The 25,137-nt window shown below is 43.4% G+C and carries 24 protein-coding genes; 18 read left to right on the forward strand and 6 right to left on the reverse strand.

Annotation, left to right across the window (positions count from 1 at the left end):
- Positions 1–453 (forward strand): 50S ribosomal protein L9, encoded by a 453-nt coding sequence (gene rplI, locus AB6E51_RS20475; RefSeq protein ID WP_010434182.1) that lies wholly within the window; start codon positions 1–3, stop codon positions 451–453.
- Between the two features lie 180 nt (positions 454–633).
- On the opposite strand, the gene AB6E51_RS20480 is transcribed toward rplI, so the two are convergent.
- Positions 634–1,551, reverse strand: coding sequence for a DUF481 domain-containing protein (locus AB6E51_RS20480; RefSeq protein ID WP_372059031.1), 918 nt, complete (start codon positions 1,549–1,551; stop codon positions 634–636).
- Between the two features lie 176 nt (positions 1,552–1,727).
- Between AB6E51_RS20480 and AB6E51_RS20485 the strand changes: the two genes are divergently transcribed.
- Genes AB6E51_RS20485 through AB6E51_RS20495 form a run of 3 tightly spaced genes read left to right on the forward strand, consistent with a single transcriptional unit; the run spans position 1,728 to position 5,440 of the window.
- Positions 1,728–3,119: a replicative DNA helicase gene (locus tag AB6E51_RS20485; protein WP_016767560.1), complete on the forward strand. Its 1,392-nt coding sequence runs from the start codon at positions 1,728–1,730 to the stop codon at positions 3,117–3,119.
- 6 nt (positions 3,120–3,125) lie between these two features.
- Positions 3,126–4,211 carry an alanine racemase gene (gene alr / locus AB6E51_RS20490; RefSeq protein WP_017065624.1) on the forward strand — a complete coding sequence of 362 codons (1,086 nt, stop codon included), beginning with the start codon at positions 3,126–3,128 and terminating at the stop codon, positions 4,209–4,211.
- A gap of 23 nt (positions 4,212–4,234) precedes the next feature.
- A complete protein-coding gene (locus AB6E51_RS20495; protein ID WP_372059033.1) occupies positions 4,235–5,440 on the forward strand; it encodes a BamA/TamA family outer membrane protein in 1,206 nt (401 codons plus the stop codon).
- Positions 5,441–5,557: 117 nt separating this feature from the next.
- Here AB6E51_RS20495 and AB6E51_RS20500 read toward each other — a convergent pair whose 3' ends face one another.
- Entirely contained in the window at positions 5,558–5,977 is a 420-nt protein-coding gene (locus AB6E51_RS20500) for a secondary thiamine-phosphate synthase enzyme YjbQ (RefSeq protein ID WP_017059938.1), read from the reverse strand.
- Between the two features lie 326 nt (positions 5,978–6,303).
- Between AB6E51_RS20500 and pgi the strand changes: the two genes are divergently transcribed.
- Positions 6,304–7,956, forward strand: a complete 1,653-nt coding sequence (gene pgi / locus AB6E51_RS20505; protein ID WP_017065622.1) for a glucose-6-phosphate isomerase — start codon at positions 6,304–6,306, stop codon at positions 7,954–7,956.
- Between the two features lie 153 nt (positions 7,957–8,109).
- Here pgi and AB6E51_RS20510 read toward each other — a convergent pair whose 3' ends face one another.
- Positions 8,110–8,571: a chemotaxis protein CheX gene (locus tag AB6E51_RS20510; protein WP_017059940.1), complete on the reverse strand. Its 462-nt coding sequence runs from the start codon at positions 8,569–8,571 to the stop codon at positions 8,110–8,112.
- A 17-nt stretch (positions 8,572–8,588) separates the two neighbouring features.
- On the reverse strand, positions 8,589–9,047 hold the full coding sequence (gene zur / locus AB6E51_RS20515) for a zinc uptake transcriptional repressor Zur (RefSeq protein ID WP_017059941.1): 459 nt from the start codon (positions 9,045–9,047) through the stop codon (positions 8,589–8,591).
- Between the two features lie 433 nt (positions 9,048–9,480).
- On the opposite strand from zur, the gene AB6E51_RS20520 reads away from it, so the two are divergent.
- The 6 genes from AB6E51_RS20520 to AB6E51_RS20545 all read left to right on the forward strand — a co-directional run bounded on the left by AB6E51_RS20520 (position 9,481) and on the right by AB6E51_RS20545 (position 15,347).
- On the forward strand, positions 9,481–9,690 hold the full coding sequence (locus AB6E51_RS20520; protein WP_017059942.1) for a hypothetical protein: 210 nt from the start codon (positions 9,481–9,483) through the stop codon (positions 9,688–9,690).
- A 24-nt stretch (positions 9,691–9,714) separates the two neighbouring features.
- Positions 9,715–10,869: a hypothetical protein gene (locus AB6E51_RS20525; protein WP_017059943.1), complete on the forward strand. Its 1,155-nt coding sequence runs from the start codon at positions 9,715–9,717 to the stop codon at positions 10,867–10,869.
- A 216-nt stretch (positions 10,870–11,085) separates the two neighbouring features.
- Entirely contained in the window at positions 11,086–12,561 is a 1,476-nt protein-coding gene (locus AB6E51_RS20530) for a glycerophosphodiester phosphodiesterase (protein ID WP_372059034.1), read from the forward strand.
- A 43-nt stretch (positions 12,562–12,604) separates the two neighbouring features.
- Positions 12,605–14,968, forward strand: a complete 2,364-nt coding sequence (locus AB6E51_RS20535) for a hypothetical protein (protein WP_017059945.1) — start codon at positions 12,605–12,607, stop codon at positions 14,966–14,968.
- Between the two features lie 85 nt (positions 14,969–15,053).
- Positions 15,054–15,185, forward strand: coding sequence for a hypothetical protein (locus tag AB6E51_RS20540; protein ID WP_017059946.1), 132 nt, complete (start codon positions 15,054–15,056; stop codon positions 15,183–15,185).
- Positions 15,186–15,347 carry a hypothetical protein gene (locus AB6E51_RS20545; RefSeq protein WP_372059036.1) on the forward strand — a complete coding sequence of 54 codons (162 nt, stop codon included), beginning with the start codon at positions 15,186–15,188 and terminating at the stop codon, positions 15,345–15,347.
- A 41-nt stretch (positions 15,348–15,388) separates the two neighbouring features.
- On the opposite strand, the gene AB6E51_RS20550 is transcribed toward AB6E51_RS20545, so the two are convergent.
- Entirely contained in the window at positions 15,389–16,420 is a 1,032-nt protein-coding gene (locus AB6E51_RS20550) for a hypothetical protein (protein WP_372059038.1), read from the reverse strand.
- Positions 16,421–16,559: 139 nt separating this feature from the next.
- The gene (locus AB6E51_RS20555; protein WP_372059040.1) at positions 16,560–17,627 is read right to left on the reverse strand and encodes a tyrosine-type recombinase/integrase; all 1,068 of its coding nucleotides are present in this window, start codon (positions 17,625–17,627) and stop codon (positions 16,560–16,562) included.
- Between the two features lie 110 nt (positions 17,628–17,737).
- Between AB6E51_RS20555 and dusA the strand changes: the two genes are divergently transcribed.
- From dusA to AB6E51_RS20590, 7 genes are all read left to right on the forward strand, one after another.
- Positions 17,738–18,739, forward strand: coding sequence for a tRNA dihydrouridine(20/20a) synthase DusA (dusA, locus tag AB6E51_RS20560; RefSeq protein WP_017069030.1), 1,002 nt, complete (start codon positions 17,738–17,740; stop codon positions 18,737–18,739).
- Positions 18,740–18,945: 206 nt separating this feature from the next.
- Positions 18,946–19,167 (forward strand): envelope stress response protein PspG, encoded by a 222-nt coding sequence (gene pspG, locus AB6E51_RS20565; RefSeq protein WP_017059950.1) that lies wholly within the window; start codon positions 18,946–18,948, stop codon positions 19,165–19,167.
- A gap of 135 nt (positions 19,168–19,302) precedes the next feature.
- Entirely contained in the window at positions 19,303–19,974 is a 672-nt protein-coding gene (locus AB6E51_RS20570; protein WP_102333451.1) for a TIGR04219 family outer membrane beta-barrel protein, read from the forward strand.
- Positions 19,975–20,166: 192 nt separating this feature from the next.
- Positions 20,167–20,397 carry a hypothetical protein gene (locus tag AB6E51_RS20575; RefSeq protein WP_004735813.1) on the forward strand — a complete coding sequence of 77 codons (231 nt, stop codon included), beginning with the start codon at positions 20,167–20,169 and terminating at the stop codon, positions 20,395–20,397.
- Positions 20,398–20,520: 123 nt separating this feature from the next.
- Positions 20,521–22,386, forward strand: coding sequence for an assimilatory sulfite reductase (NADPH) flavoprotein subunit (locus AB6E51_RS20580; protein ID WP_102394623.1), 1,866 nt, complete (start codon positions 20,521–20,523; stop codon positions 22,384–22,386).
- Positions 22,386–24,113 carry an assimilatory sulfite reductase (NADPH) hemoprotein subunit gene (cysI, locus tag AB6E51_RS20585; RefSeq protein ID WP_065584776.1) on the forward strand — a complete coding sequence of 576 codons (1,728 nt, stop codon included), beginning with the start codon at positions 22,386–22,388 and terminating at the stop codon, positions 24,111–24,113. The genes AB6E51_RS20580 and cysI overlap by 1 nt, the downstream gene beginning before the upstream one ends.
- Entirely contained in the window at positions 24,106–24,882 is a 777-nt protein-coding gene (locus AB6E51_RS20590; RefSeq protein ID WP_017059954.1) for a phosphoadenylyl-sulfate reductase, read from the forward strand. The genes cysI and AB6E51_RS20590 overlap by 8 nt, the downstream gene beginning before the upstream one ends.
- The last annotated feature ends 255 nt before the right edge of the window (positions 24,883–25,137 follow it).

Here is a 25,137-nt window from a genome sequence, read left to right on the forward strand (position 1 = left end):
ATGCAAGTTATTCTACTTGATAAGATCGGTAACCTAGGTGGCCTTGGCGACCAAGTAAACGTTAAATCTGGTTACGCTCGTAACTTCCTTATCCCACAGGGTAAAGCAGTTATGGCAACTAAAGACAACGTTGCTATGTTCGAAACTCGTCGTGCTGAACTAGAAGCTAAAGTTGCTGAGCAACTAGCTGCTGCTGAAGCTCGTGCAGAGAGCGTTAACACTCTAGAAGGCGTTACAATCGCTTCTAAAGCTGGTGACGAAGGTAAACTATTCGGTTCTATCGGTACTCGTGACATCGCTGACGCTATTACAGCGGCAGGTGTTGCAGTAGCTAAGAGCGAAGTACGCCTACCTGAAGGCGCTCTACGTAACATCGGCGAATTCGAAGTAAGCATCCAACTTCACTCTGAAGTTTTTGCTACTGCGAAAATCGCTATCGTTGCAGCTGAGTAATTTCAGTACCAAGACGAATTCTTTCTTTTGAAAGTTTTAAACACCAGCTTCGGCTGGTGTTTTTTTATGTCTGGAATATAGGAAAGTACAAAGAAGGGCTACAGTAGGTAAAAAGCTTACGGTGATCCATAAGCTGTTATTGCTGAACAAGTTGTTCTCAAGGTTAGAGGTGGCCTAAGATTAGAACTGGAAGAGCAAGTTGATCGATAGAACAGAGTCTTGTTTGCTTAAGCCTTCAGGCACTTTATCGTGGTACTGGCGAGAGTGAGCGATCTTCAGCGCGATATTGTCAGTAATATCGTTGATGGCTTCTAACTCAGTATCAAACTTTAGGTTACTGTGACCAGAGACAAGCGTCACGTCTGCCTTGAGCTGCAAATTCTTCAACACCTGCCATGACGTATTCACGTTGCCACGGAAAATTGCCTCTTCAACAATCTCTGGGAAGATGATGTCATCATCGTCGATCTCATCGAGGTTTGGCTCTTGGTAACGAAAACCTGGGCCCACTTCGACTTCCAATACAAACTCTTCGGTATTCGAAAACTGGTAACCCAGACCACTCGAAATTGTGTAGTCCTTAAAGTAAGCACTGTATCTCGAGTCGACTCCTTTGAAACTGCCGTAAAGGTAGGTTTTAGGGCTTAACTTGTAGTCACTCTGAGCTGAGTAAGTCGATTGCCTTTTGTCTTCTTCGCCATCTTTGTAGAGGTTGTAGTATTTCCATTCACCACTGGTTCTATGACGGCCAGCCGTGTACTCACCGTTAAGGCGTGCGTTAAGCGCTCGTGAATCAGAGTTACCAGTATGCGACTGATATCCAAATTCGACTTCCGTTTTTAGCGGGCTCGGTAGTTCTGTATCACTTGTATCACTCGGTGCGATATCCATATCTTTTTCTTCAGGTGTCGGTGCAACGACGATCGGCTCAGAAGTAGGTTCTGAAACTACTATAGAGTCGAGGATTGCATCAACAGAGTCTTTAGCATCAACAGAGGCTTTAGCATCATCAGCTAAGGCCAACGGAGCGCTCAGGAGACCGATGCTTAGAAGACTAGAGCTTAGAAGACCAGTGCTCAGAGCCAATAATTTGGACACGCATACCTCTAGTTATACAGTGAGTGAATGGCAGGATCGTAATGCTACCCTTGGTTAATTCCGTCAGCAATAGGTAAATTCTTCCTGAAGAATAAAACAAACTCATAGGATCGGATTACAAACGGATGTTCTTGGGTATAATGAACGATCATTATTAGTTATTGAGTGTAGTCATAGTGGATACCAAAAGTCAGAAATCAGCCAACGATCAGGTGGACGCCATCAAGGTCCCGCCACATTCATTAGAAGCTGAGCAATCTGTTATTGGCGGTTTGTTATTAGATAACGAACGCTGGGATACAGTTGCCGAAAAGGTTGTGGCCAAAGACTTTTATAGCCGTCCTCACCGTCTGATCTTTGAAGCGGTAAAGGATATCCTTGAAGAAAGTTCTCCTCTGGATCTTATTACACTCTCTGAACATTTAGAGCTGCGTGAGCAACTTGAAGAAGTGGGTGGCTTTGCTTACCTTGCTGACTTAGCGAAAAACACACCAAGTGCCGCAAACATCAATGCGTATGCGGATATCGTAGCGCAACGTGCACTTGTTCGTAGCCTGATTGGTGTCGCGAATGAGATTGCTGATTCTGGTTATGACCCTCAAGGTCGTACATCGGAAGAGCTGGTTGATCTTGCTGAAAGTAAAGTCTTCGCGATTGCCGAAGGCCGTGCAAGTGAAAACGAAGGTCCACAAAACGTTGATAGCATTCTAGAGAAGACGCTAGAACGTATCGAGATCCTATACAAAACGCCGCAAGATGGTGTGACAGGTGTCGATACTGGCTTCAACGACCTCAACAAGAAAACAGCAGGTCTACAAGGCTCTGACTTAATTATTGTTGCTGCTCGTCCATCGATGGGTAAAACCACATTTGCGATGAACTTGTGTGAAAACGCGGCGATGAAGCAAGACAAACCGGTTTTAATCTTCTCGCTAGAGATGCCAGCCGAACAGCTGATGATGCGTATGCTTGCGTCACTTTCTCGCGTAGACCAAACCAAGATTCGTACTGGTCAGCTAGATGATGAAGATTGGGCTCGTATCTCGTCGAGTATGGGTATTCTGATGGATAAGAAGAATATGTATATCGATGACAGCTCGGGTCTAACGCCAACAGAAGTGCGTTCTCGTGCTCGACGTATCGCTCGTGAACACGATGGTATCTCTATGATCATGATAGATTACCTTCAATTAATGCGTGTACCTTCGTTATCTGATAACCGTACTCTTGAAATCGCCGAGATTTCTCGCTCATTGAAAGCGTTAGCAAAAGAGCTCAACGTTCCGGTTGTGGCACTTTCTCAGCTTAACCGTTCCCTAGAGCAACGTGCTGATAAGCGCCCAGTAAACTCGGATTTGCGTGAATCAGGTTCGATTGAGCAAGATGCCGATTTGATCATGTTCATCTATCGTGATGAGGTTTATAACCCAGATAGTTCCTTGAAAGGCATTGCTGAGATCATCCTTGGTAAGCAACGTAACGGTCCGATCGGTTCTGTTCGTCTTACGTTCCAAGGCCAACACTCCCGATTTGATAACTATGCAGGCCCTGCATTTGATGATGAGTAATCGCTAATGACTTACATGAAAGCGGCGACGGCGAGCATTGACTTAAACGCGCTCGAACATAACCTGAACCAGATAAAGTCGAAGGCTCCTCAGTGCAAGGTCATGTCTGTTGTGAAAGCCAATGGCTACGGACACGGCTTACTGCATATAGCCAAGCATTCAAAAAGCTCTGATGCTTTTGGTGTGGCGCGTATTGAAGAAGCGTTACAACTTCGTGCTGGTGGCATTGTTAAACCTATTTTGTTGCTGGAAGGATTTTACTCTTCGGGCGATTTGCCAATCTTGGTGACCAATAACATTCAAACGGTGGTGCATTGTGAAGAGCAATTAAGCGCGCTAGAGAATGCGGATTTGGAAACACCCGTTGTGGTATGGCTAAAAGTCGACAGTGGTATGCACCGATTAGGTGTTCGCCCTGAGCAATACCAAAACTTTGTTGAGCGTTTGCATCAATGTGCGAATGTTGCCAAACCTCTACGTTACATGAGCCACTTCGGTTGTGCTGATGAACTGGATAGAGCAACCACCGTTGAACAGACAGAGCTTTTCTTGTCGCTTACTGAAGGTTGTGAAGGGGAGCGTTCACTTGCTGCCTCTGCGGGTTTACTCGCTTGGCCAGACAGCCACCTTGATTGGGTTCGTCCGGGAATCATATCTTACGGTGTCTCTCCGTTTGTTGATAAATCAGCGCAAGAGCTTGGATTTTTGCCTGTGATGACCCTGACCTCACACCTAATTGCCGTTCGCGATGTGAAAGCCGGTGAAAGTGTGGGTTATGGCGGAAACTGGACCAGTGAACGTGATACCAAGGTTGGTGTTATCGCGATTGGTTATGGTGATGGTTATCCTCGTACTGCACCTAACGGTACTCCAGTGTTCGTTAACGGTCGAAAAGTACCGATCGCAGGACGTGTATCAATGGACATGCTAACGGTTGATCTAGGCCCTGATGCGGCAGATAAAGTCGGCGATGAAGCGACTCTGTGGGGTAAAGATTTACCTTCAGAAGAAGTGGCTGAACATATCGGCACTATCGCTTACGAGTTAGTCACTAAGCTGACTTCGCGTGTTGCGATGGAATATGTGAAGTAATCATGGATCTTGATAAGTAAATTATGTTCAAGCGAACGACTCGAAGCTGGCTAATGTCTGCAATGACATTACTCGGTGTCAGCTTTTCTTCTTCCGCTGTGAGTGAAGAAAAAGATTCAGCCTTTGTTCCTTTCTACTTCAGCACCGAAACCATGGGTAACACCTTTGGGGTTGCGGGTGTCGCAAAGGGTGTTTGGCAACCTCAAGCCGCTCTGTTTGGTATTGCACTCTATTCAGACAAAGACAGCTATGTCGGTTTTCTATCGGCCTTTAACTATGCCTTGTCTGAGAACGTATTGTTTAGCACTCAGATGTATCAAGCGCGCTTCAACGACAACCCGTATTACATTGGTTCTCAAGGCGATAATGATTCATCTATCGATGACAAAACCATTGCTGATGGCTTAGAGCAAAACTATCAGTTTGAGTTTAAGTATTTGCTACCTTGGGGCAACGTTGCAGAGCATGGCTTACTCGGCGCGTTTCAACCAATCAAAGAGTTCAGTTTTGCTTCGCCAGTCGAATCGGGTGTCAGTTCGATTCTATTTACGCCTTTTTATACTGCTCGTGAGTTGGAAGGTTTAAATAATACCGAGGAGGCAACAGGCTTTAGTTTGGCGTTTGATTGGGATAACCGTGATAGCACACGCAACCCGACCAGAGGTTCTCACACTAACCTTGAGTTCACCACTGGCGCAGAGAGTTGGTCTAACGATGACTTGTGGCTTAAGTGGACCTTCCAAAATAGCCAGTACTTTGCTTTAGGTCCTTTAGGGGACTTATTCGATCAACAAGTTGTGGCACTCGATTTCTATACTGCTGATACGCCAACGTGGGATAACTGCTCTGGGCAAGATTGTGCTCGCCCACCAGAAACGGAGCAAGCTCGATTGGGTGGCTTGTATCGTTTACGAGGTTATACCGGAGGTCGTTATCACGGTCGCTCTGCAGTTCATTATTCTGCTGAGTACCGAGTACTTCCTGACTGGCAACCACTTGGCGATATCCCACTGATAAACTACTACGATTTGCCTTGGTGGCAATGGGTAGCGTTTGCTGAATTAGGGCGCGTTGCCGATGAGTACGACATCAAAACACTGCACTCGGACATGAAATGGAGCTTAGGTGGCGCGGTGCGTTTCCAAGTGGAAGGTATTGTTGTACGTGCTGAGTTGGCGCGAGGTGGTGACGAAGGGGCCTTTAGGGTTATGATAAACCAGCCCTTCTAAACCTTTCGGCCTACAGTAGGCCAAATACTATTTTTATAAGAGTGGTCGTGGAAACACACCACTCTTTTTTATTAACAAGATATTGTTTTTATTAAGGAGATCTTGTTTTCAAGCAGTCTACTCACCTTGCATCGTAGCAATCACAGTTCGGCTTCCACCACAATCTCGGTGCTCTCCTAAGTAAATACCCTGCCATGTTCCTAAAGCTAAACGACCATTGCTAATTGGTATTGTCACACTGGTGCCAAGTGTCGATGCTTTAATGTGGGCAGGCATGTCATCATCACCTTCATAGGTGTGTCTGTAGTAGGGCGCTCGCTCTGGGACAAACTTATTAAAGTGCGACTCCATATCGGTACGGACGGTAGGATCAGCGTTCTCGTTTAGCGTGAGGCTGGCAGAGGTATGTTGGATAAAAAGATGTAATAAACCAACAGATAGAGAATTGATATCGTGTATCTGTTGTTCAATTTCATCAGTAATGAGATGAAATCCACGCTTTCTTGCATTTAGGTGTATAGTCTTCTGAATCCACATACGCCATCCTTTATAATGTGTTTGGAAAAAAAGTGGTTTAACGCTATCTTTTGAACTTGAATTTATCAGCTATCGCTCACATTTAATTATGTTAGAACCTGAGTCAGCATCGATCTCTCTATCAGGAAATCGAATCCTGATTTATCTCAAGGTGGCGCTCTTCATATACGGCATAATACGTCGTGAAAAAAAATTACAAAGAATCTTTCAGTGGTGACGCGGTTTGGTCATCACAGAAAAATATAAACTTTCGCCTAATCGGGGGTTCTATTCATCACCCAGGTGACGTTTAGAATAAAACCTACAGTAACATCGGGATAGATACCATGTTGAAAAATATCAACCCAACGCAAACACAAGCGTGGAAAGCTCTAACGGCACATTTTGAGTCTGCTCAAGATATGGATATGAAAGAGCTGTTTGCTCAAGATGCAAAGCGTTTCGAGAGCTTTTCTACTCGTTTCGGTTCTGACATCTTAGTGGATTACTCTAAGAACCTTATCGATGCTGAAACTATGCAGCACCTATTTGCTCTTGCGAACGAGACTGAAGTTAAGTCTGCAATCGAAGCAATGTTCGGTGGTGATGCAATCAACAAGACTGAAGGTCGTTCAGTACTTCACACTGCTCTACGTAACCGTAGCGACAAGCCAGTAATGGTTGACGGCAAAGACGTAATGCCAGCAGTTAACGCTGTACTAGCAAAAATGGAACTGTTCACACACCGCATCGTTTCTGGTGAGTGGAAAGGTTACACAGGTAAAGAGATCACTGATGTTGTAAACATCGGTATCGGCGGTTCGGATCTTGGTCCATACATGGTGACTGAAGCACTAACGCCATACAAAACTCGCCTAAACATGCACTTCGTTTCTAACGTAGATGGCACTCACATCGTTGAGACACTTAAGCCTCTTAACCCAGAAACAACGCTATTCTTAGTGGCATCTAAAACATTCACGACTCAAGAAACAATGACTAACGCGCACTCTGCACGTGATTGGTTCTTGGCTGAAGCGGGTGACAACGCACACGTAGCTAAACACTTCGCAGCACTATCAACTAACGCAACTGCGGTAGCTGAGTTTGGTATTGATACTGACAACATGTTCGAATTCTGGGACTGGGTTGGTGGTCGTTACTCACTATGGTCTGCAATCGGTCTTTCTATCTCACTATCTGTTGGCTTCGATAACTTCGTTGAGCTACTAGAAGGTGCTCACGAGATGGATAACCACTTTGCTTCAACTGAGTTTGAAAGCAACATTCCAGTAATCCTTGCGCTTATCGGTATTTGGTATAACAACTTCCACGGCGCTGAGTCAGAAGCAATTCTACCTTACGACCAGTACATGCACCGTTTTGCAGCTTACTTCCAGCAAGGCAACATGGAATCAAACGGTAAGTTTGTAGACCGTGAAGGCAACCCGGTAGAGTACCAAACAGGTCCTATCATCTGGGGCGAACCTGGTACAAACGGTCAGCATGCTTTCTACCAACTGATTCACCAAGGCACTAAGCTGATCCCATCAGACTTCATTGCTCCTGCTATCAGCCACAACCCAGCATCTGATCACCACCAGAAGCTAATGTCTAACTTCTTTGCTCAAACTGAAGCACTAGCATTCGGTAAGACAAAAGAGACAGTGGAAGCTGAATTCCTAGCGGCTGGCAAAACAGCTGAAGAAGTGGCTGAGCTTGTACCTTTCAAAGTATTTGAAGGTAACCGTCCAACGAACTCTATTCTTGTTAAGCAAATCAACCCTCGCTCTTTAGGTAACCTAATCGCGATGTACGAGCACAAGATCTTCGTTCAAGGCGTTATCTGGAACATCTTCAGCTTCGACCAATGGGGTGTAGAACTTGGTAAGCAACTAGCAAACCAAATTCTTCCAGAGCTTGCTGACGATGCTCAAGTAACGTCTCACGACAGCTCAACTAACGGTCTAATCAACGCATTTAAAGCGCTTAAAGCTTAATTGAGTTGATAGCACCAAAAAAACGCCAACCTTCGGGTTGGCGCTTTTGTATCTGTATAGCAAGCATTGGTTAAATCGCAGGTAATAAAAAAGGCTGGCATGATGCCAACCTTCTTTGAGTTGATACTCAGTACTGCTAGAAATAAACAGCTGTTATTCGAAACAGATCTCGATGAAAGCATTACCCCATTGAGATGAGAAAGGCATGATGATGATTGCCCCATCACACTTGTGACGAATCGTATGACCTTTACCGGAAACCACGATTGGTGTTGCCATATCGAAGTCAAAACCGCTTTCCGCAAGAATACGTTTCGCACCGCCAGTCACCATGTTAGTGATTTCACCCACCATATCGGTCACTTCTTCGTTGAGGCCGTTTGGTCGTTCACCAAGCATGTTTTCCATGATTTCGAGAGCGAGACCTTCATCAAAGGTGATCGACATAGAGCCACGAGATTGTGTACCCACCATACCAATTAGGCCGGATACATCACCACGAGCGATTTCATCTTTCTTAACTCTCGGTTTTTGTGGCTTCAATTCTAGAGAAGCCATCGTTTTTAATACGTTCATCAAAGAAGCTAAAAACGGGTTTACAAATTCAGCGCGCATAATGTTCTTCTATAATCTTATTCTTTCATCTCGGAGGAGCAAGATTGGCAAATGCCATGCGATTCAATGACATGATTCGTCAATTGAAAGCCATGCTTCTCAGCGTTACTGGCGAGTAGGGTGACAAGCGCATCGTCCTGCAGTTCTATCACAGTGCCACATTTATCGCAGATCAGTAGTTGGGAGAAATGTTTGTTGGCATTGCAAGAGCAGCAGCATATGAAGCTATTGGTTGACTCAACTCTGTGAATGAAACCTTGCTCCAACAAGAAATCCAAAGCGCGATATACTGTAGGTGGCTTGGCTTGCGGTTCACTGACTTTCAACTGCTCTAATAATTCATAAGCACTGGAGGCTTTTTTATTAGAGAGGATGAGCTCAAACACTCGCTTTCTTTGAGGTGTTAATCTAACGCCTCGCGATGCGCATATCCCTTCAACTTGCTCTATTAATGTGTGGTCCAAATTTTTCACCATTCAATCGGACATCCCTAATCAAACCTTATTTCTAGGTTACTACGTTTTGGGAGCCAATGATTTCTATTAAAGTCAGGTACAGAGCGTATTGTGACCCACGACTTTGAATAAGACAAGGTAACTCAAAATGACAGTGTGACTCAAGGCATAACTGATTAATGAGGTTGAATTAGAGATCTGGTGAATAGGTTTATAAAAAAGTATGAGGTAAAGTTGATATGACATCTTCATTTGAGTTCAATTTAGCTCAATTAATTTTTCTTACAATAATGTGCTGTTTTAAATCACATTTCTTATCGCATATTGTTCCTTATTCGCTAAAATCGATGCCTAATATAGACTAGAAGAAGACTATTGACCCCTCCTGTCAACATGAGCTTGTCATGGTGTATTGTAGTTTTAGTCTTTAATTTCAAATGCTTGGAGTTAAGCTGTGGAGCAAGTAAACAAAGAATCATTTCTGAAACTGTTGTCCATCTATAATCAAAGAGAAAAACGTTATCAACAACGTTTGGATGACTTTAAGGCCATGAGGGATAAGCTTGAAGAAGTGGAAGAACCAAGAGTTAAAAAAAATGAGCTATACATCAAACTGGCTATAGCCGCAGCTATTATTTTAGTCATCGCCTTTATCTTTATTTAAGTCGTCAAATTGGAAGGGAATAAAATGAAAAAGCATTTTGACGCTTTGGCTAAAGCTTCATTAGAAAGTAGTCATCTTAACCTTGGTGAATGGTATGAAAGCTATGGTTTAGCACTGCACTTATTCAAGTCTGATAGCAAAATTTACACAAAGGCGATGAAAAAGCGAGACGGTCATAAAAAGCACATTGCAAAATATATTGAACCTAAGTTACTCACCACGGAAGGAGTAACTGAGGAGTTTAAAAAAATAATGCGTTGGAAGACCTTTGTTGAACGATGGGACGCATATTACGAACCTATTGCAAAGCCTCAAGATCGCGTGCATCACTTGTCTGCAGTATTGGAGGCTTTGTCCGATGAAGATGTTCCACGAGCTTTAATCGAAATCGATAATTTGCCGGTTGACTACTTGATCAACGATACTTTTTGGGGCGAGGTCATTCTCTTTATCGTTGCCGCAAGATCAGGAGATCAAGAGCAGGCCCGATCAATAACGCAAGAACTGTACAACATGGCGCAGAGCGATCACAACACAGCGTTACTTAGCCATTTGTTACCAGCTTTATGTAAGAAATATTTAGATGAAGAGTATTATCCATGGCAAATGAAGGCTCGTGTAGTGAACTGGAATGGAGAAACTTATCATTGTGTTCCGGTATTAATACACAACTTTGATGCTTTTGGTGGTCAAGAGTACATAAACCATACTCCTGTCAGACAACGTGCTCGCGTTGAAAGAAAACATAGCGTGGATTACGTGTATTCTACAGACCGTTATGGAAACCGAGGTCAAAGCATCGCGAGTGCGACTGCTAATGTTGGAATCGCCGTAGCGAGTGCGACAGGTAAAGTTATCGGCCATACTTTGCTTTTGGGCGCCGCAGGGGCGATATATCTAGCGTTAGCCGGTAAGATTCGAGTAAATCACTACAATAATTCCAATCATAAGATAGTCTTAAATCGTAAGACCGAGATGCCTGTCAATTCGTGTGGTTATATCGTGACTAAACAGAACAGTACTATTGAACCATGGCAGGATGAAGAGGGGAGCGAAAGCATAGACAATAGCTTTTCGTTTTTGAACTTCACAGATGGTTTGGCTTATCCATGTCGAAAGGGGTATGACATCCCAGATGAACAAGGGCTTATTCAATTATTATTTGATGAAATAATGTAATCATGATTTGTATTTATGAGTTTTTGAGCCTTTGCTTTCAATCAAATTAAACCATTAAACACGTCCACTCCAACAACATATCAACAATCGAAATCAATGGTTGGAGTCATCATATATTAGCACTTTGCGGTCTCCGTGCTTGGAGGCCGACTTTGTCGTGCTCAGCGTGTGAAACCCAGTTATGTCACATATAAGCTACCAACGGATAAGGATCTCATGTTTTCACCACCTTCACGTGTAACCACGCTTTCAAGAGGGCTGCTTGTCACTACTATTGCTCTTATTCAGGGATGTTCATCTACAGATAAAGTAACACCACCACAACCAACCTTGGAGGGAGGGCTTGGATTACCTGCAGATGCAAAACTAATCTCGAATCATAACTCAGCAGAGGGGCGAGAAATGTTTCGTGATATGCAGTTGGCGTTAAAATCGCGCAATCTTTATCAAACCATGGGAGGGGATATCTCTTACATCAAAGGACAGTGCCCTATTGATGTTATCGCCCACCGTGGCAGCTCTAATTATGCTGAAAACTCTCGTAATGCGATTCAAATGGCGGCGGTAAGTGGTTTTGATGGAGCAGAAATTGATGTGATGCTGACGCGTGATAAAGATTGGGTTGTACATCACGACATAGAAACAGGAAGAGCAACCGCTCGTAGTGATGGTAAGCGATATCGCGTGAGTCGTATGAAGAGTAGTGAGTGGAACTCTCTGAGTGGAAGGAGCCCTGACGGAACATTAGATGGGTATCGTCCCGCTTATTTCAATGAAGCCGTGAATGATTGGTACCATTACGCAACGATTGAACAACCCCTTAATATTGAAATAAAAACATCAGATGGCTCCATGGAAGATTTGTTTAAACTCGACGAAATGGCCAGACAAAGTCTCCCCTATAGAAACTATTTTTATTCATCAATGGATATGGACGTTCTGAAAAAAATGCGGGAAATCAATCCAAGTGTTTATCTTGGGTATGTGTGGGAAGCGCATTCAACGTCGGTTGCTAAATTTAAAAAAGATGCAAAGCGAGGGATGAGATCTGATGATTATTATCAGAAAAATAAAAAGAATATCGATCGCGCCTTTGCTATGGAGGGGCGTTATCGTAAGCATAAGCCCAAACATTCCGCTAAAACGGTAAAACGAATACTTGGCCCCAATAGTGGATTACATGTTGATATAAGAAGTTACCGACAATATGCGACAATTTACAGCCGTGCGAAAGCGCAAGGCATGAAGGTGGTGACTTATACGATTAACGGAACGGATTACCACCAAGATCAATTGGTCTCGTTAGCTAAGGCAGGTCGACCTCTGCCAGATGAGGCGATCATGGATACCAGTAAGTTCTCTATTTGTCAGCAGCTTGCTCCACAGCTTGTCGTTCAATCAAATGGCTACCAACCCACAACGTTAGCAGGCGAAACCGTTGCTGGCCTACCCAATGACGCTGATTTTCACCGACTCTATGAACAAATAGATTACCTCAAAGATGGCCATTACATCACTAACCGAGGTCTCATTAGGAGTGTGTCACATTCCAAGCCTGCTAGCGTGAAAGGTGTGAAAAAAAGAACGCAAACAACGCAGAGCGCGAAGCCAGCAGTGCTGTTTGATATTCAAGATGAAGATTTAAATTTAAGTAACGATGCGATCAGCATTTCGATGCCGACAGAAAAATGATGTTTGATGAGAACAGGGATAGACAAATTATGGAAGCGTTAAGATGAAACCAGTTCCTAGCCAGGACGTAATAACCACAAATAATAAGAAGCCGAAATGGTTGGCTGTTTTGTTGTTTTTTTGTTCACTTCTTTATCTTTTTCCTGAAGTCGCTTTCAACGCCAAGTTGGTTGAAATTGCGGGTGGAATCGATGTTAGTGATGCTCAATTACATAAAACGGAGCTATTTGGCCGAACCATCTCAGGGATCGGGGTGACTTTAATTGTTGCGGATTTTCTACTTAAAGGATGGCTGACCACGACGAAGTTTCGCGCTATTTCATCGTTGGTCGTGATTACAGCTTTGGTTTGGCCAACGGTTTTTTTTGGTCAAAAGGCGGTAATAGATAAATGGTTGATTGAACCGAGTAGTGCAAAGCAGAGACAGGAGGCTTTCTTTTCCTCTGTACTGCGATCTAGTTTAGCGATGAATGCGATTAATATCGAAGGGATCCCTTATAACTCAGAGGCGAGTACCGAGTCGTCAGAAATGACTTTTCTCGCTTTGATCGGTGGGTTGGTTTACAGCAATGATGCATTCTTAAGTCATATTGATGATAAGAAAGTTCAAATTTTGGATCGTTATATTCAAAATCGAGCAAACGCCAATTTCGATGAGCACTATGCGAACTATAAAGTATTACGGAGTGAAGTTCAGCAATCGTGGCATCAATATCAAAAACATGTTGGGGCGTATAATCAGACGGTAGAGTCTCGCCATCAAAAGGCCAATCAAGCGTGGGAAGAGGTCGAGTCGACCGTCGCGACGGGGTATCGTGATTATCAACAGGCGAGTAAGGCCTATTTAACGAGAGCAGAGGCGAGAGCACAAAGAGTTGCACAACCTATTTTTGACCTATTTGATGATAAAGAACGCTGTTATAAACGCAAAGGAAGCTCAAGAGCCAATTGTATCAGCCGCATTGAAGATCGCTATGAACGCTTATTAAAAGATAACTCGATTCCCCACCAACCGATGGATTATTGGTTAGAGAAAACCTTTCGACGAACGAAAGGTGAAACATCTTGGGGGGAAGCATTCGGTTCTCTAGGCTTATCAGTTATCCAAGCCGGTATTGAGCAGGCGACAGGGCAAGCTGGAGAAGCCATTCAAGATAAAACGTATACCAATAGTGTCGCTCATTACACACCACGAATACTGGCAGTGTGGCAAAAACAGTTCTTAAAAGAGACCGGTTATCCTATGGGAATCGACTCTATGTCGGAGTTTCGCTCCCACTCTACAACAGCAAGTAAGGTTCGTACTCAAGTTCATCGAAAGGGGATCCATTTAGACTCCAATTGGCAAATAAACCAAATTAGCGTGTTTAAAAATGCAGTCAGAAACAAAGTTATGAAGGACACCAAAGCTCGTTGGCATGCCGAGGCAAAGCAGCGGGGTTACGACATTGAACCGAACTTATCTTGGAATGATTTTCAAAAAGTAGCCGAAGTTCAGCAACAAATAAAGAATCGTATGGGCGAACGTTATTACGTCGAGCCCATGATGGCGACGTGGAATAATAAGCAATTTTACCAACAGGTTATTGTTCCAAATGTGAGGCGTGAGAGAGATTATTGGCTAGGTTATATTGAGGCGTCACGCGCTCAGTTTGCTGATGATGGCCCTTATGCTGAACAAGGCAAAGCGGCATTGCGTTCTATCATTGTGCCGCCAATATCAATGGGACTATCGCTATTTCTCGTTGTCCTAACGGTGTTTAAGCTGCCAGGAAAATTTATCGTGTTGATGAATTACCATAAACCACGGCCAGCACCGAACTTGAAGAGCAAGGCTCTGAATATAGGCAGCTCGTTTATCGTCATATTCGTTATTCTTGTTGTGCCTGTGAATGTATTTTCATCCAAGTACACTCAAACGGACTCAACGATTGGCTTTTTCTTAGAGCAAGTCAGTGACACACTATCTCCGTCGGCTTCTTATGCCGTTCGTTGGGTGATACATACTCAACCGTTGATTCATCCACTTGGCGCTCAAATAGACAAAAGTATGCGTATTACTGATGGGTTTTCTACCTCTTTGGAGCATTCGGTAGCGGAGTTGGATGGTGTTTTTGCTCGTTATTTAACTCAGCGTGCTGAGAGCGAACCGGTGAGTTCAGCTAAAAACAATAATGAAGCCCAAACGGAGTTTCCTATGTACATCAATTCAAATGCACAGAACCAACCGGGTTTTAAGGTTCGAATAATGAATATTAAGCCTAGGTACCAAGCCGGTATGCGATTGCCAGAGGGTAATTATGATGTTGAGGTCCGTGCCAATGGATACCAACCAAAGCGTTTATGGGTAAAGCACAGTAAAGGAAAAGCCTCTCACCGAATCGAACTTGAAAAGTTGGTTATTTAAGTCCGCGTCATAGAAAGTGAACAGAAGAAAATGATCTGCTCCTTCCACTAAAAAGGGTTTAGCGTTACTTGGCGCGGGAGCTGCTTTGGTAGCTGGTCACCCTGAACTTATCACCGCGAGCGTATCGGCAGACGGTGTTCAATTCGGGGGTATTATTGGCGCAAGTGCTCCAATAGTATTTGGCCTATGGGAAACCCTACGCAATGAGTTTAAGTAAATGGCAGAGTATCAAACAATCATTGTTGCCGTTGTTAGTGCCTTATCTAGCGGAGTGGGTGTAGGCGTAACGCTCAAAACGGATGTTAAGTGGTTGCGCGTGATGATGGAAAAAATGGACGAGCGTTTGACTCGGTTGGAAAATAAAAGCCCTCAATCGTGAGGGCTTTGTTCTCATAGAGAATATTTCTCTGACTTGAAAAGTTACTTACCCGCAGGTTTTTCTTCGAGTAGCTTAATTTCAGAGTTATTTTGCAGTAATTCGTATGAATGGTTGAGCTCTTTAACCGTCTCAGTGTCAAACTGGTCATCATTACTAGCAAGACAAGTCATTGAACCCCCAGACGCATTAAACTTGTGTACTTCTTTAATTGCTCTCGCAAGTTCATTGTTTGCTTTTTCGTTCTCGACTAAGCCCTGCTCTTTTAAACTCGCAATAACTTTATCTACAATTTCATCTTCTTGCTTTTCTATATTTTTATTCGAAGCTTCAGAGAACTCCTGAAACATTTCGGGTGGAACCGTGCCTTTTAGCTGCTCTAATTGCTTATGTTTGATTCGTAGCTCAGTAACAGATACGGCTAAATCAGTTAGTGATTTTAGTGATTTAAATAGTATCGTCATAGCCGATGCACCAACCAACAAATCTATAATGAATGAACCACGATCAGCGTTTACTATTTCAAAATCTTCAGTTGGTTGGTTTACTGCCATAGAGAATCCACGCGCGATCAAGCTCCATCGTTTAGCCCAATCATTAAATTCAATAACATTGCTGATGGAGGCTTCGTTATGGAAAGTTAAACGAGTTAGAATTTTCCCTGTTGGAACTTCTATTGCATTAAGAAATTCACTAGGAACAATGATAGGAAGTGCACCTCTTATCTGAGTAAACGCCTTTGTAGCTGCTGTCAAAAACTTCAAGTGTCGATCTAATGTAGATATTACAAAGTTCGTATCATTGACTTGCATATCAAAAAGTAAAGTGAACTCATTTAAAGCTCCTTCTAATACTATCGAGCTCACATTCAACTTAATTAGACATTTTCTTTGATTGCTTGTTATCGAACTGCAGTCAATAGCAGAAATAGCCTCAAGTAACACTTTTTTTTCGTTGGGTATCGCAGCGTTACCTTTCAGTCTGTTTAAGCAAGTGCTTAGTAAGGTTTCTACTTTATTGAGCTGGATCTCTTTGTGATACCACAGAGACAACTCTTGAATTTCATTTATTTGCATATTTATACAGGTTCTAAATAATTGTCGGTTAAGCTCGTTATATCAGAAATTACTTATACTTACAGTGAATAGGGTCAAAACAAATTACCGATAAAGATGTTGCTGAGAGTCGTAAATGTAAGTGACGTTTTCTGATCACTCATGGAGTTTTGTTATGCAACTTATGTGGGAATAGCTGCGTATAAACCTGCCATAAAATGTTCAGATTCCTATGTCCTGTCACTTGAGCTACCTCTTCAATAGAGTAGCCCTTTTCAAACAACCGACTTGCTCCCTCTCTTCGTAAGTCGTGATACCTCAGATCTTCAATACCTAACTCGTTTCTCACTCTTTGAAAGCCTGCGCTAACACTTCGTGAGTTGTACGGGAAAATTAGCTCACCTTTGTTAGGTTGCTTTAGTGCTATCTCAAATGACTCACCAAGTAACGGGACAATCATGTGATTACCTTCTTTCTTCCTTGGGTCTTTTCTATCTCTAACGAGTATCGTTTTATGTTCTTGGTTGAGGTCTTCCCAACGCAGCTTGCAGACTTCACCAATTCGCATACAAGTAAGAATGCTGAACTCAAGAATATCGGTGAATGGGATTCGAGTTGTGCCGTTTGGCCGGAAAGATTCACGTTGTTCTAATCCAAGCTTTAAGAGTTTCAGTTCTTCAGAAGTAGGGCGACGTGTTCGTTTCTGACTTTTACCGATTAACCCCATATCAATGAGGACAGGGACGGCTTCATCAAATATCTGAAAGTTGGCCGCGATGTTGAACACAGGCTTTGCTTTTTTCATCACAGAACGGAGATACGCAACATCGTGATAGACCGTTGCACCGCCAGCGCCTCCACCTTTCCTGTTTTTACAGTGTTGGATTAAATCGCTAGTTCTTAGCTTGTCGCTTTCAACCTTGGATATGTCACAGTCACGAAGAAGCTTAATTACGTATTGCTTCGTTCGTCCTGTTTTATCCCATAAATCAGGCTCTTCCATAAACTTGTCCAGAAGTACGTACAACGGTACGGATTTCTGTCCGGATTCGTCAGGGTTTTCTAGCTCAAGAACCCGCTTGTTTGCATAGGTTCTAGCGAGTTCTTTTTTCCTGAATGTTTTCGATTCCCTGTGTATAATCGCCGAATTCTTTTTGACTACAATGTCCACTGTGAAGCGTGATTCACCGCTTTTTAGTGTTCTTTTTTTAATGCTAAATGATGCCATTCGTCCTACTCCATCGATACGTACTATATGCGTACTGAAAGGGTGAGTTTGGGGCAACTCTAGCAAATTGCTGTATATATATACAGTATATAGATTTCGAGTAACACCTTATGAAACCTGACAATACTAGTAAATACGCGGCTAACCGCTTATCCGTTGCACCCATGCTCGATTGGACTGACCGCCACTGTCGTTACTTTCACCGTTTGCTTTCTCAGCAGACTCTTCTGTACACGGAAATGGTAACAACGGGCGCGATCTTACATGGTAAGGGCGACTTCCTAGAATATAACGAGCAAGAACATCCTCTTGCACTTCAACTCGGTGGTTCAAACCCGGTTGATCTTGCGGCTTGTGCCAAGCTTGCTGGTGAGCGTGGTTACGATGAAGTGAATCTTAACGTAGGTTGCCCTTCAGACCGAGTTCAGAATGGTCGATTTGGTGCATGCTTGATGGCTGAGCCCGAGTTGGTGGCAGATTGTGTTTCAGCGATGAAAGAAGTCACTGATATTCCAATTACGGTGAAAACGCGTATCGGTATCGATGACCAAGACTCTTATGAGTTTCTAACTAAGTTTGTTTCGACGGTTTCTGAAAAAGGTGGCTGTGAGCAATTTACTATTCACGCGCGTAAAGCGTGGTTGAGTGGCCTTAGCCCGAAAGAGAACCGTGAGATCCCACCGCTAGATTATGATCGTGCATACCAAATCAAGAAAGATTTCTCTGATCTGGTGATTGCCGTGAATGGTGGCATTACTACTCTTGAGCAAACTAAGGAGCACTTGCAACACCTTGATGGTGTGATGATTGGTCGTGAGGCTTACCATAGCCCATTTATTTTGGCTGAAGTTGATCAACAGATCTTTGGTTTAGACACACCAATTAAGAAGCGCTCACAGGTTGTCGAAGAGATGTACCCGTACATCGAGCGTGAACTTTCAAATGGCGCAAGCTTAGGTCACATATCTCGTCACATGCTTGGTTTGTTTCAAAGCATGCCTGGTGCAAGACAATGGCGTCGCTACATCAGTGAAAACGCACATAAGAAAGGTGCAGGTATTGAAGTGATGCAAACAGCATTGGCTAAGATCCCTAAAGAGCTAAATGTTTAAGCTCCCTCTAAGTTAAAAACTTAAGGTTAAATTCGCCACTAGAGGTTAAATTTACCACTATAAGTTTCCGAAAAGCCACGTATGAAGATGTGTGGCTTTTTATTTATCTGATAAATAAGGATTTTATAGGGTTGGCATACTTGGTATGGAAGCTGCAATGTTAGAAAGTAGGAAAGATAGGTCATTAACTCATTAGGGAGACCATTATGTTTGAATTAATATTTGTTCTTATTTTCGTTGCGACTCTACTTGTCACTGGTATTACGTTTATGACGGTATTGGCTGCAACCGGAGTGGCGTTATTAGTCATGTTGGTCTTAGGTATGATGGGCGTCGTGTTTAAGTTACTGCCTTGGTTGATCGTGATTGCAATCGGTGTGTGGTTTTTCAAAAATTTTGTACACAGTTCTAACCAGAGACGTTACTAAGGTCATCGTGCCGTCAAATCTTTACTCGTCAGCGGTTTATCGTTTTAGAATTTAAGATGTGTGGTAGAATTTTCCCCAATAATCTATGAATGTGCATACAATTAGCACTACGATATGGAATTGGAGCTATCTCAAATGAATAAAATGCCATTAATTGCTTTAGTGGGAATGCTATCTTTAAGTTCAGCAGTGTCTGCTGAAGAAGAGTTTTCTTACACGGCTAAAGTCGGTGCCGATATGTGGTGGGGAAGTACAAAGCTAAACGAAGTTAGACAAGATGACGATTCTAACTCACCTTCGTTGTATTTCGCATTTGAGCATAATGCCCCGATGCTACCAAACGCTAGCTTTCGCTATACTTCTGTTGATGCAGATTCATTGGCTTTCGATAAGTACGACTACACCTTCTATTACACGTTGTTAGATCACAAGCAGATGAACTTCGATGCGGGTGTGACGTTTACTCAATACTCAAACTCGAATTACATTGAACCAAAAGCAACAGGTGCGAAAACATCGACGTTTGATGAGTTCACGTGGAGCTTCTACGGTAACGCAGAGATCAATGTGCCGGACACTAACTTCGATATCATTGGTACGATGGAGTTCGGTGATAGCAGTGGTATTAAGAGCACTGACTTGATGGCGGGTGTTCAGTACCGAATTCCAGTATCAGAATCTGAAATTGCCCTGCGTGGTGGTTACCGTGTTATCGATTTAGATTCGGATGAGTTCTTTAGCTCAGAACTAGGCAAGAGCTTTGTCATGGTCGATGGTTGGTTTGCTGGTGCTGAAGTGCGCTTCTAGGCCATATAAAGCAAATTTAGAACGAATTTTAAGAACGCCACTTTATTAAGTGGCGTTTTTTTATATCTATTGATTATATCTTTCTGGAATTAGTTAGCACATTCATCACTTTCGACCATCCTTAATACAGAGAGCCAATTTGCGTCTATTCTTATAAGGTCTATGTAGTGAGGTCAAAGCAAGGGATGGAATATGACACTCAATGAATTACGAAATTTATATAGAGAAAATCTGTTAGTTGAAGCGATCATAGAGCCCTCAATTCAAGAAGGGTCTTGGGTTGTGGAGTTTCGCCATATGGGAGGTGGCTTTGTTCTGCTTACTGATGTTCATGGTGAAGAGTGCCATTACGCGGATTTAGACCTAGCATCTAAATCGGCAATGGCGGTTGGCTTTCAGCAAGTGCGTATTGAAAACCAGTAAGTCAATTTGCGTTTCAATCGGTTTTTACTTCCAAAAAGTTATAAAACATACTTTTCTATTCTTTCTTGTTATTAAAAGGAGTGGTTAATCTATCGTCACGCAATGATTAGGGATGTCGTGACCATGTCTTTAAATAAGAAAGAGTCTTCACAAAATAATAATGCACAGTCTGGGGCTAATGAGTTACCTGGGCTAGCAGCACCACTTAATGACCAACAATTGGGTCATCTTCAGCAAACTGTTTCTGAACTGTCTTCACAGCAACTGGCATGGGTCAGTGGTTACCTTTGGGGAGTGAGCCAAGCTCAGCCTGTCGGTGCTGCTGCGCCAATCGCTCAAGCGGCCGCTGCAGTAGCGGCTAAGCCAGCGGGTAAGCTCAGCATTATCTTCGCTTCTCAAACCGGTAATGCTAAAGGCGTCGCTGAATCGCTCGAGGCAGAAGCAAAAGCCTTAGGTATCGCCGTCGAGCTTTTCGATGCGAGTGATTATAAAGGTAAGAACTTAGCCAAAGAGACACACGTCATTTTCGTCGCTTCAACCAATGGTGAGGGCGAAGCCCCTGATAACGCGATTGAGTTGCATGAATTCCTTCAATCGAAGAAAGCGCCAAAATTATCAAACCTACAATACGGTGTGATTGGTTTAGGTGACTCAAGCTATGAGTTCTTCTGCCAAACGGCTAAAGACTTCGATAACTTCCTCGCTAAGCTTGGTGCGAAATCGTTTGTCGATCGCCTTGATTGTGATGTTGATTACGAAGAATCAGCAACGGAATGGCGCGCTAAAGCATTAGAGCAAGTAAAAGAGACGCTATCGACAGGCACTGAAGCCGATGTGGTTCAATTACCAGTCGGTCAAGCGGCCGCCGGTCATTCGCAATACACCAAACAAAACCCATACACCGCGACACTATTGACGAGCCAAAAGATCACGGGTCGTGACTCGGGTAAAGATGTTCGTCATATCGAGATTGATCTTGATGAGTCGGGCATTACCTACCAACCCGGCGATGCGCTAGGCGTATGGTATGAAAACAGTTCAGAACTCGCAAATCAGATTCTTTCTAAGGTTGGGTTATCGGGTATCGAAAGTGTCGATGTCGATGGTGAGAATCTATCTATCCATAGTGCGCTAGTGAGTAAATTTGAGATTACCACTTCAAACCCTCAACTTGTGACTAAGTTTGCTGAGTTATCGGGCAGCAAGAAGTTAATCAAGCTGGTGGAAGATAAAGACAAGCTTCGTGAATACGCGGGTAATACTCAAGTTGTCGATGTTTTAGCTGAGAAGAAAACTAAGCTATCGGCTGATGAGTTAATTGGCCTGTTACGTAAGCTGACACCGCGTCTCTATTCTATTGCATCAAGCCAAGCAGAAGTAGATGAAGAAGTTCACTTGACGGTTGGTTTGGTTGAATACCAAAAAGGCGAAGAGTCTCGTTTAGGCGGAGCTTCTAGCTTCTTAGCTCAACGTCTTGAAGAGGGTGGTGAAGTGAAGGTGTTTGTTGAGAACAACAATAACTTCAAATTACCACAAGACGACAATACACCAATCATCATGGTCGGCCCGGGTACCGGTATCGCACCGTTCCGCAGTTTTGTTCAAGAGCGTGAAAACAATGATGCTGAAGGAAAAAGCTGGTTGTTCTTTGGTGACCGTACCTTTACTCAAGATTTCTTATACCAAGTTGAATGGCAAAAGTACCTCAAGTCTGGCGCGCTAACTAAGCTCGATGTTGCCTTTAGCCGTGACCAAAAAGAAAAGGTTTATGTTCAGGACCGTTTAATCGAACAAGCAGAGCAGGTGTGGCAATGGCTGCAAGAGGGCGCGTACCTCTATGTCTGTGGCGATGCGACTCGAATGGCTAAAGATGTTCATGAAGCGTTAGTTTCGATAGCGGAAAAGCATGGCAACCAGAGCCGCGAGCAAGCTGAACAATATATTAATGATTTACGTAAAGCGAAACGTTACCAAAGGGATGTGTACTAATGAGCAAGCAAGTAATAGAGCAAGAAGTGCTAGGTCAAGTACTTGGACCTTTGGCTGACAATGAGCGTCTTAAGCGTGAAAGTAATAACCTACGCGGTACGATTGAACAAGATCTCCAAGACCGCATAACAGGTGGCTTTACTGCTGATAACTTTCAGTTGATTCGTTTCCACGGTATGTATCAACAAGACGACCGTGATATTCGTAACGAACGTACCAAACAAAAGCTCGAACCGTTACATAACGTCATGCTTCGTGCTCGTATGCCTGGTGGCATCATTACCCCTAAGCAGTGGTTGGCGATTGATAAGTTCGCAGACGAAAGTACCTCTTACGGTTCAATTCGTCTAACAACTCGTCAAACGTTTCAGTTCCACGGTGTCTTGAAGCCGAACATTAAGTTGATGCACCAAACGCTAAATAGCATTGGCATTGATTCAATTGCGACAGCGGGTGATGTAAACCGAAATGTTCTATGTACGACAAACCCGGTTGAATCTGAACTTCATCAAGAAGCTTACGAGTGGGCGAAAAAGATCAGTGAACATCTATTACCGAAGACTCGTGCTTATGCAGAAATCTGGTTAGATGGTGAAAAACTAGAAACAACGGATGAAGAACCTATCCTTGGTAGCAACTACCTACCGCGTAAGTTCAAGACGACGGTTGTCATTCCTCCGCAAAATGATGTGGACGTCCATGCTAACGATCTTAACTTTGTTGCTATTGCTGAAGACGGAAAGCTGGTGGGCTTTAATGTGTTAGTCGGTGGCGGTCTTGCTATGACACATGGTGATACCTCTACTTATGCACGTAAAGCTGACGACTTTGGTTTTGTGCCATTAGATAAAACGTTAGATGTAGCAGCGGCGGTGGTAACGACTCAGCGTGACTGGGGTAACCGTTCAAACCGTAAGAATGCAAAAACCAAATACACACTAGACCGTGTTGGTATTGATGTATTCAAAGCAGAAGTAGAAAAGCGTGCAGGCGTAGAATTTTCTGAAAGCCGTCCTTATGAGTTTACTGGCCGTGGTGATCGCATTGGTTGGGCGGAAGGCATTGATGGTAAGCACCACTTGGCGTTATTCATCGAGAATGGTCGTTTACTTGATTTTCCGGGTAAAGCTCTGAAAACAGGTGTTGCTGAAATAGCGAAGATCCACAAAGGTGACTTCCGCATGACTGCAAACCAAAACCTAATTGTTGCGGGTGTGTCGACGAGTCAAAAGGCCAAGATTGAAAAACTGGCGCGTCAATATGGCTTGATGGATGATGCTGTTTCAGAGCAACGTAAAAACTCAATGGCGTGTGTGGCTTTCCCAACATGTCCTTTAGCAATGGCAGAAGCTGAGCGCTTTCTTCCTGAGTTTGTAACGGATGTTGAAGACATTCTGAAAAAACATGGATTACCAGAAGAAGATAACATCATCCTTCGAATCACAGGTTGTCCAAACGGTTGTGGTCGTGCAATGTTGGCTGAACTTGGTTTAGTGGGTAAGGCTCCGGGGCGTTACAACATGCACCTAGGTGGCAACAAGGCCGGAACTCGTATCCCTAAGATGTATAAAGAGAACATCACATCAGCTCAGATCTTAGAAGAGATTGATGCGCTGGTGGGACGTTGGGCTACAGAACGCAACGACAAAGAAGGGTTCGGTGATTTTACAATCCGAGCTGGCATCATCGAAGAGGTGATCATTTCCAAGAGGGATCTGCATGCATAATTCTGTCGCTTCAAAATTGAAGTTAGCAGAGCTACTCGCATTGACTAAGACGGAGCAAATACTTCGTCTTGGACAAATCAACGCAGAGTTAGAGCAGCTAACCGCATTAGAAAGAGTTAAGTGGGCTTTAGATAATTTAGAAGGGACACATGTTGTGTCTTCTAGTTTCGGAATCCAAGCAGCATTGATGTTGCACCTAGTGACCCAAGCAAAACCAGATATTCCGGTTATTTTGACTGACACAGGGTATCTATTTCCGGAGACCTATCGCTTTATTGATGAGTTAAGTCAGAAGTTGACTCTAAACCTTCAAGTCTTTCGCGCCCAACAGAGCCCTAATTGGCAAGAAGCGCAATATGGAAAACTTTGGGATCAAGGTATAGAAGGGATAGAGAAGTACAACAAGCTTAATAAAGTTGAACCGATGAGAAGAGCGTTGGATGAGCTCGAGGCTGGGACATGGTTTTCCGGTTTAAGAAGAGAGCAATCTCAATCGCGTGCAAATTTGCCAATCTTATCTATCCAAAATGGTGTGTTTAAATTTTTGCCGGTAATCGATTGGACGAATAAAGATGTTCACTATTACCTAGAAGAGCATGGTCTCGGTTATCACCCGCTTCGAGAGCAGGGTTACCTTTCTGTTGGAGATACACATACAACTAAGAAGTGGGAACCGGGTATGACTGAAGAGGAAACTCGTTTTAATGGGTTGAAACGCGAATGTGGTCTCCATGAAGATGATGGAGAGCAATATGGTTCTGGGATTTAGACTCGTTGCCATTTAAAAAGCTGCCATGAGGCAGCTTTTTTGTTTTCTAGGATGAAAATTAGATCAATTGTGGATAAGTCTGTGGTTATTTTGTAAGTACTCTGTAGTTAAACTTGCACAAATAAGGCTTTGAGTGTTTATTCGCCATGTAATCGTTATTTTTGCATCTTTCTTTAATAAACACTTGCCAATGTGATGAACATCTCTATAATGCCGCCTCACTGACACGGCAGACGCCACAAGGCTTCAGCGAGA

It is taken from the genome of Vibrio sp. 10N.247.311.47, from assembly GCF_041467535.1.
Classification (GTDB): domain Bacteria; phylum Pseudomonadota; class Gammaproteobacteria; order Enterobacterales; family Vibrionaceae; genus Vibrio; species Vibrio crassostreae_C.

Excerpts from the sequence above, each read along its gene's own strand:
- dusA (WP_017069030.1), top strand. The coding sequence starts at position 17,738 with ATGAAACCTGACAATACTAGTAAATACGCGGCTAACCGCTTATCCGTT.
- AB6E51_RS20525 (WP_017059943.1), top strand. The coding sequence starts at position 9,715 with ATGAAAAAGCATTTTGACGCTTTGGCTAAAGCTTCATTAGAAAGTAGT.
- AB6E51_RS20545 (WP_372059036.1), top strand. The coding sequence starts at position 15,186 with ATGGCAGAGTATCAAACAATCATTGTTGCCGTTGTTAGTGCCTTATCT.
- cysI (WP_065584776.1), top strand. The coding sequence starts at position 22,386 with ATGAGCAAGCAAGTAATAGAGCAAGAAGTGCTAGGTCAAGTACTTGGA.
- AB6E51_RS20530 (WP_372059034.1), top strand. The coding sequence starts at position 11,086 with ATGTTTTCACCACCTTCACGTGTAACCACGCTTTCAAGAGGGCTGCTT.
- AB6E51_RS20510 (WP_017059940.1), bottom strand. The coding sequence starts at position 8,571 with ATGCGCGCTGAATTTGTAAACCCGTTTTTAGCTTCTTTGATGAACGTA.
- alr (WP_017065624.1), top strand. The coding sequence starts at position 3,126 with ATGACTTACATGAAAGCGGCGACGGCGAGCATTGACTTAAACGCGCTC.
- AB6E51_RS20590 (WP_017059954.1), top strand. The coding sequence starts at position 24,106 with ATGCATAATTCTGTCGCTTCAAAATTGAAGTTAGCAGAGCTACTCGCA.
- AB6E51_RS20555 (WP_372059040.1), bottom strand. The coding sequence starts at position 17,627 with ATGGCATCATTTAGCATTAAAAAAAGAACACTAAAAAGCGGTGAATCA.
- AB6E51_RS20570 (WP_102333451.1), top strand. The coding sequence starts at position 19,303 with ATGAATAAAATGCCATTAATTGCTTTAGTGGGAATGCTATCTTTAAGT.
- AB6E51_RS20580 (WP_102394623.1), top strand. The coding sequence starts at position 20,521 with ATGTCTTTAAATAAGAAAGAGTCTTCACAAAATAATAATGCACAGTCT.
- AB6E51_RS20575 (WP_004735813.1), top strand. The coding sequence starts at position 20,167 with ATGACACTCAATGAATTACGAAATTTATATAGAGAAAATCTGTTAGTT.
- zur (WP_017059941.1), bottom strand. The coding sequence starts at position 9,047 with ATGGTGAAAAATTTGGACCACACATTAATAGAGCAAGTTGAAGGGATA.
- pgi (WP_017065622.1), top strand. The coding sequence starts at position 6,304 with ATGTTGAAAAATATCAACCCAACGCAAACACAAGCGTGGAAAGCTCTA.
- AB6E51_RS20495 (WP_372059033.1), top strand. The coding sequence starts at position 4,235 with ATGTTCAAGCGAACGACTCGAAGCTGGCTAATGTCTGCAATGACATTA.
- rplI (WP_010434182.1), top strand. The coding sequence starts at position 1 with ATGCAAGTTATTCTACTTGATAAGATCGGTAACCTAGGTGGCCTTGGC.
- AB6E51_RS20550 (WP_372059038.1), bottom strand. The coding sequence starts at position 16,420 with ATGCAAATAAATGAAATTCAAGAGTTGTCTCTGTGGTATCACAAAGAG.
- AB6E51_RS20535 (WP_017059945.1), top strand. The coding sequence starts at position 12,605 with ATGAAACCAGTTCCTAGCCAGGACGTAATAACCACAAATAATAAGAAG.
- AB6E51_RS20500 (WP_017059938.1), bottom strand. The coding sequence starts at position 5,977 with ATGTGGATTCAGAAGACTATACACCTAAATGCAAGAAAGCGTGGATTT.
- pspG (WP_017059950.1), top strand. The coding sequence starts at position 18,946 with ATGTTTGAATTAATATTTGTTCTTATTTTCGTTGCGACTCTACTTGTC.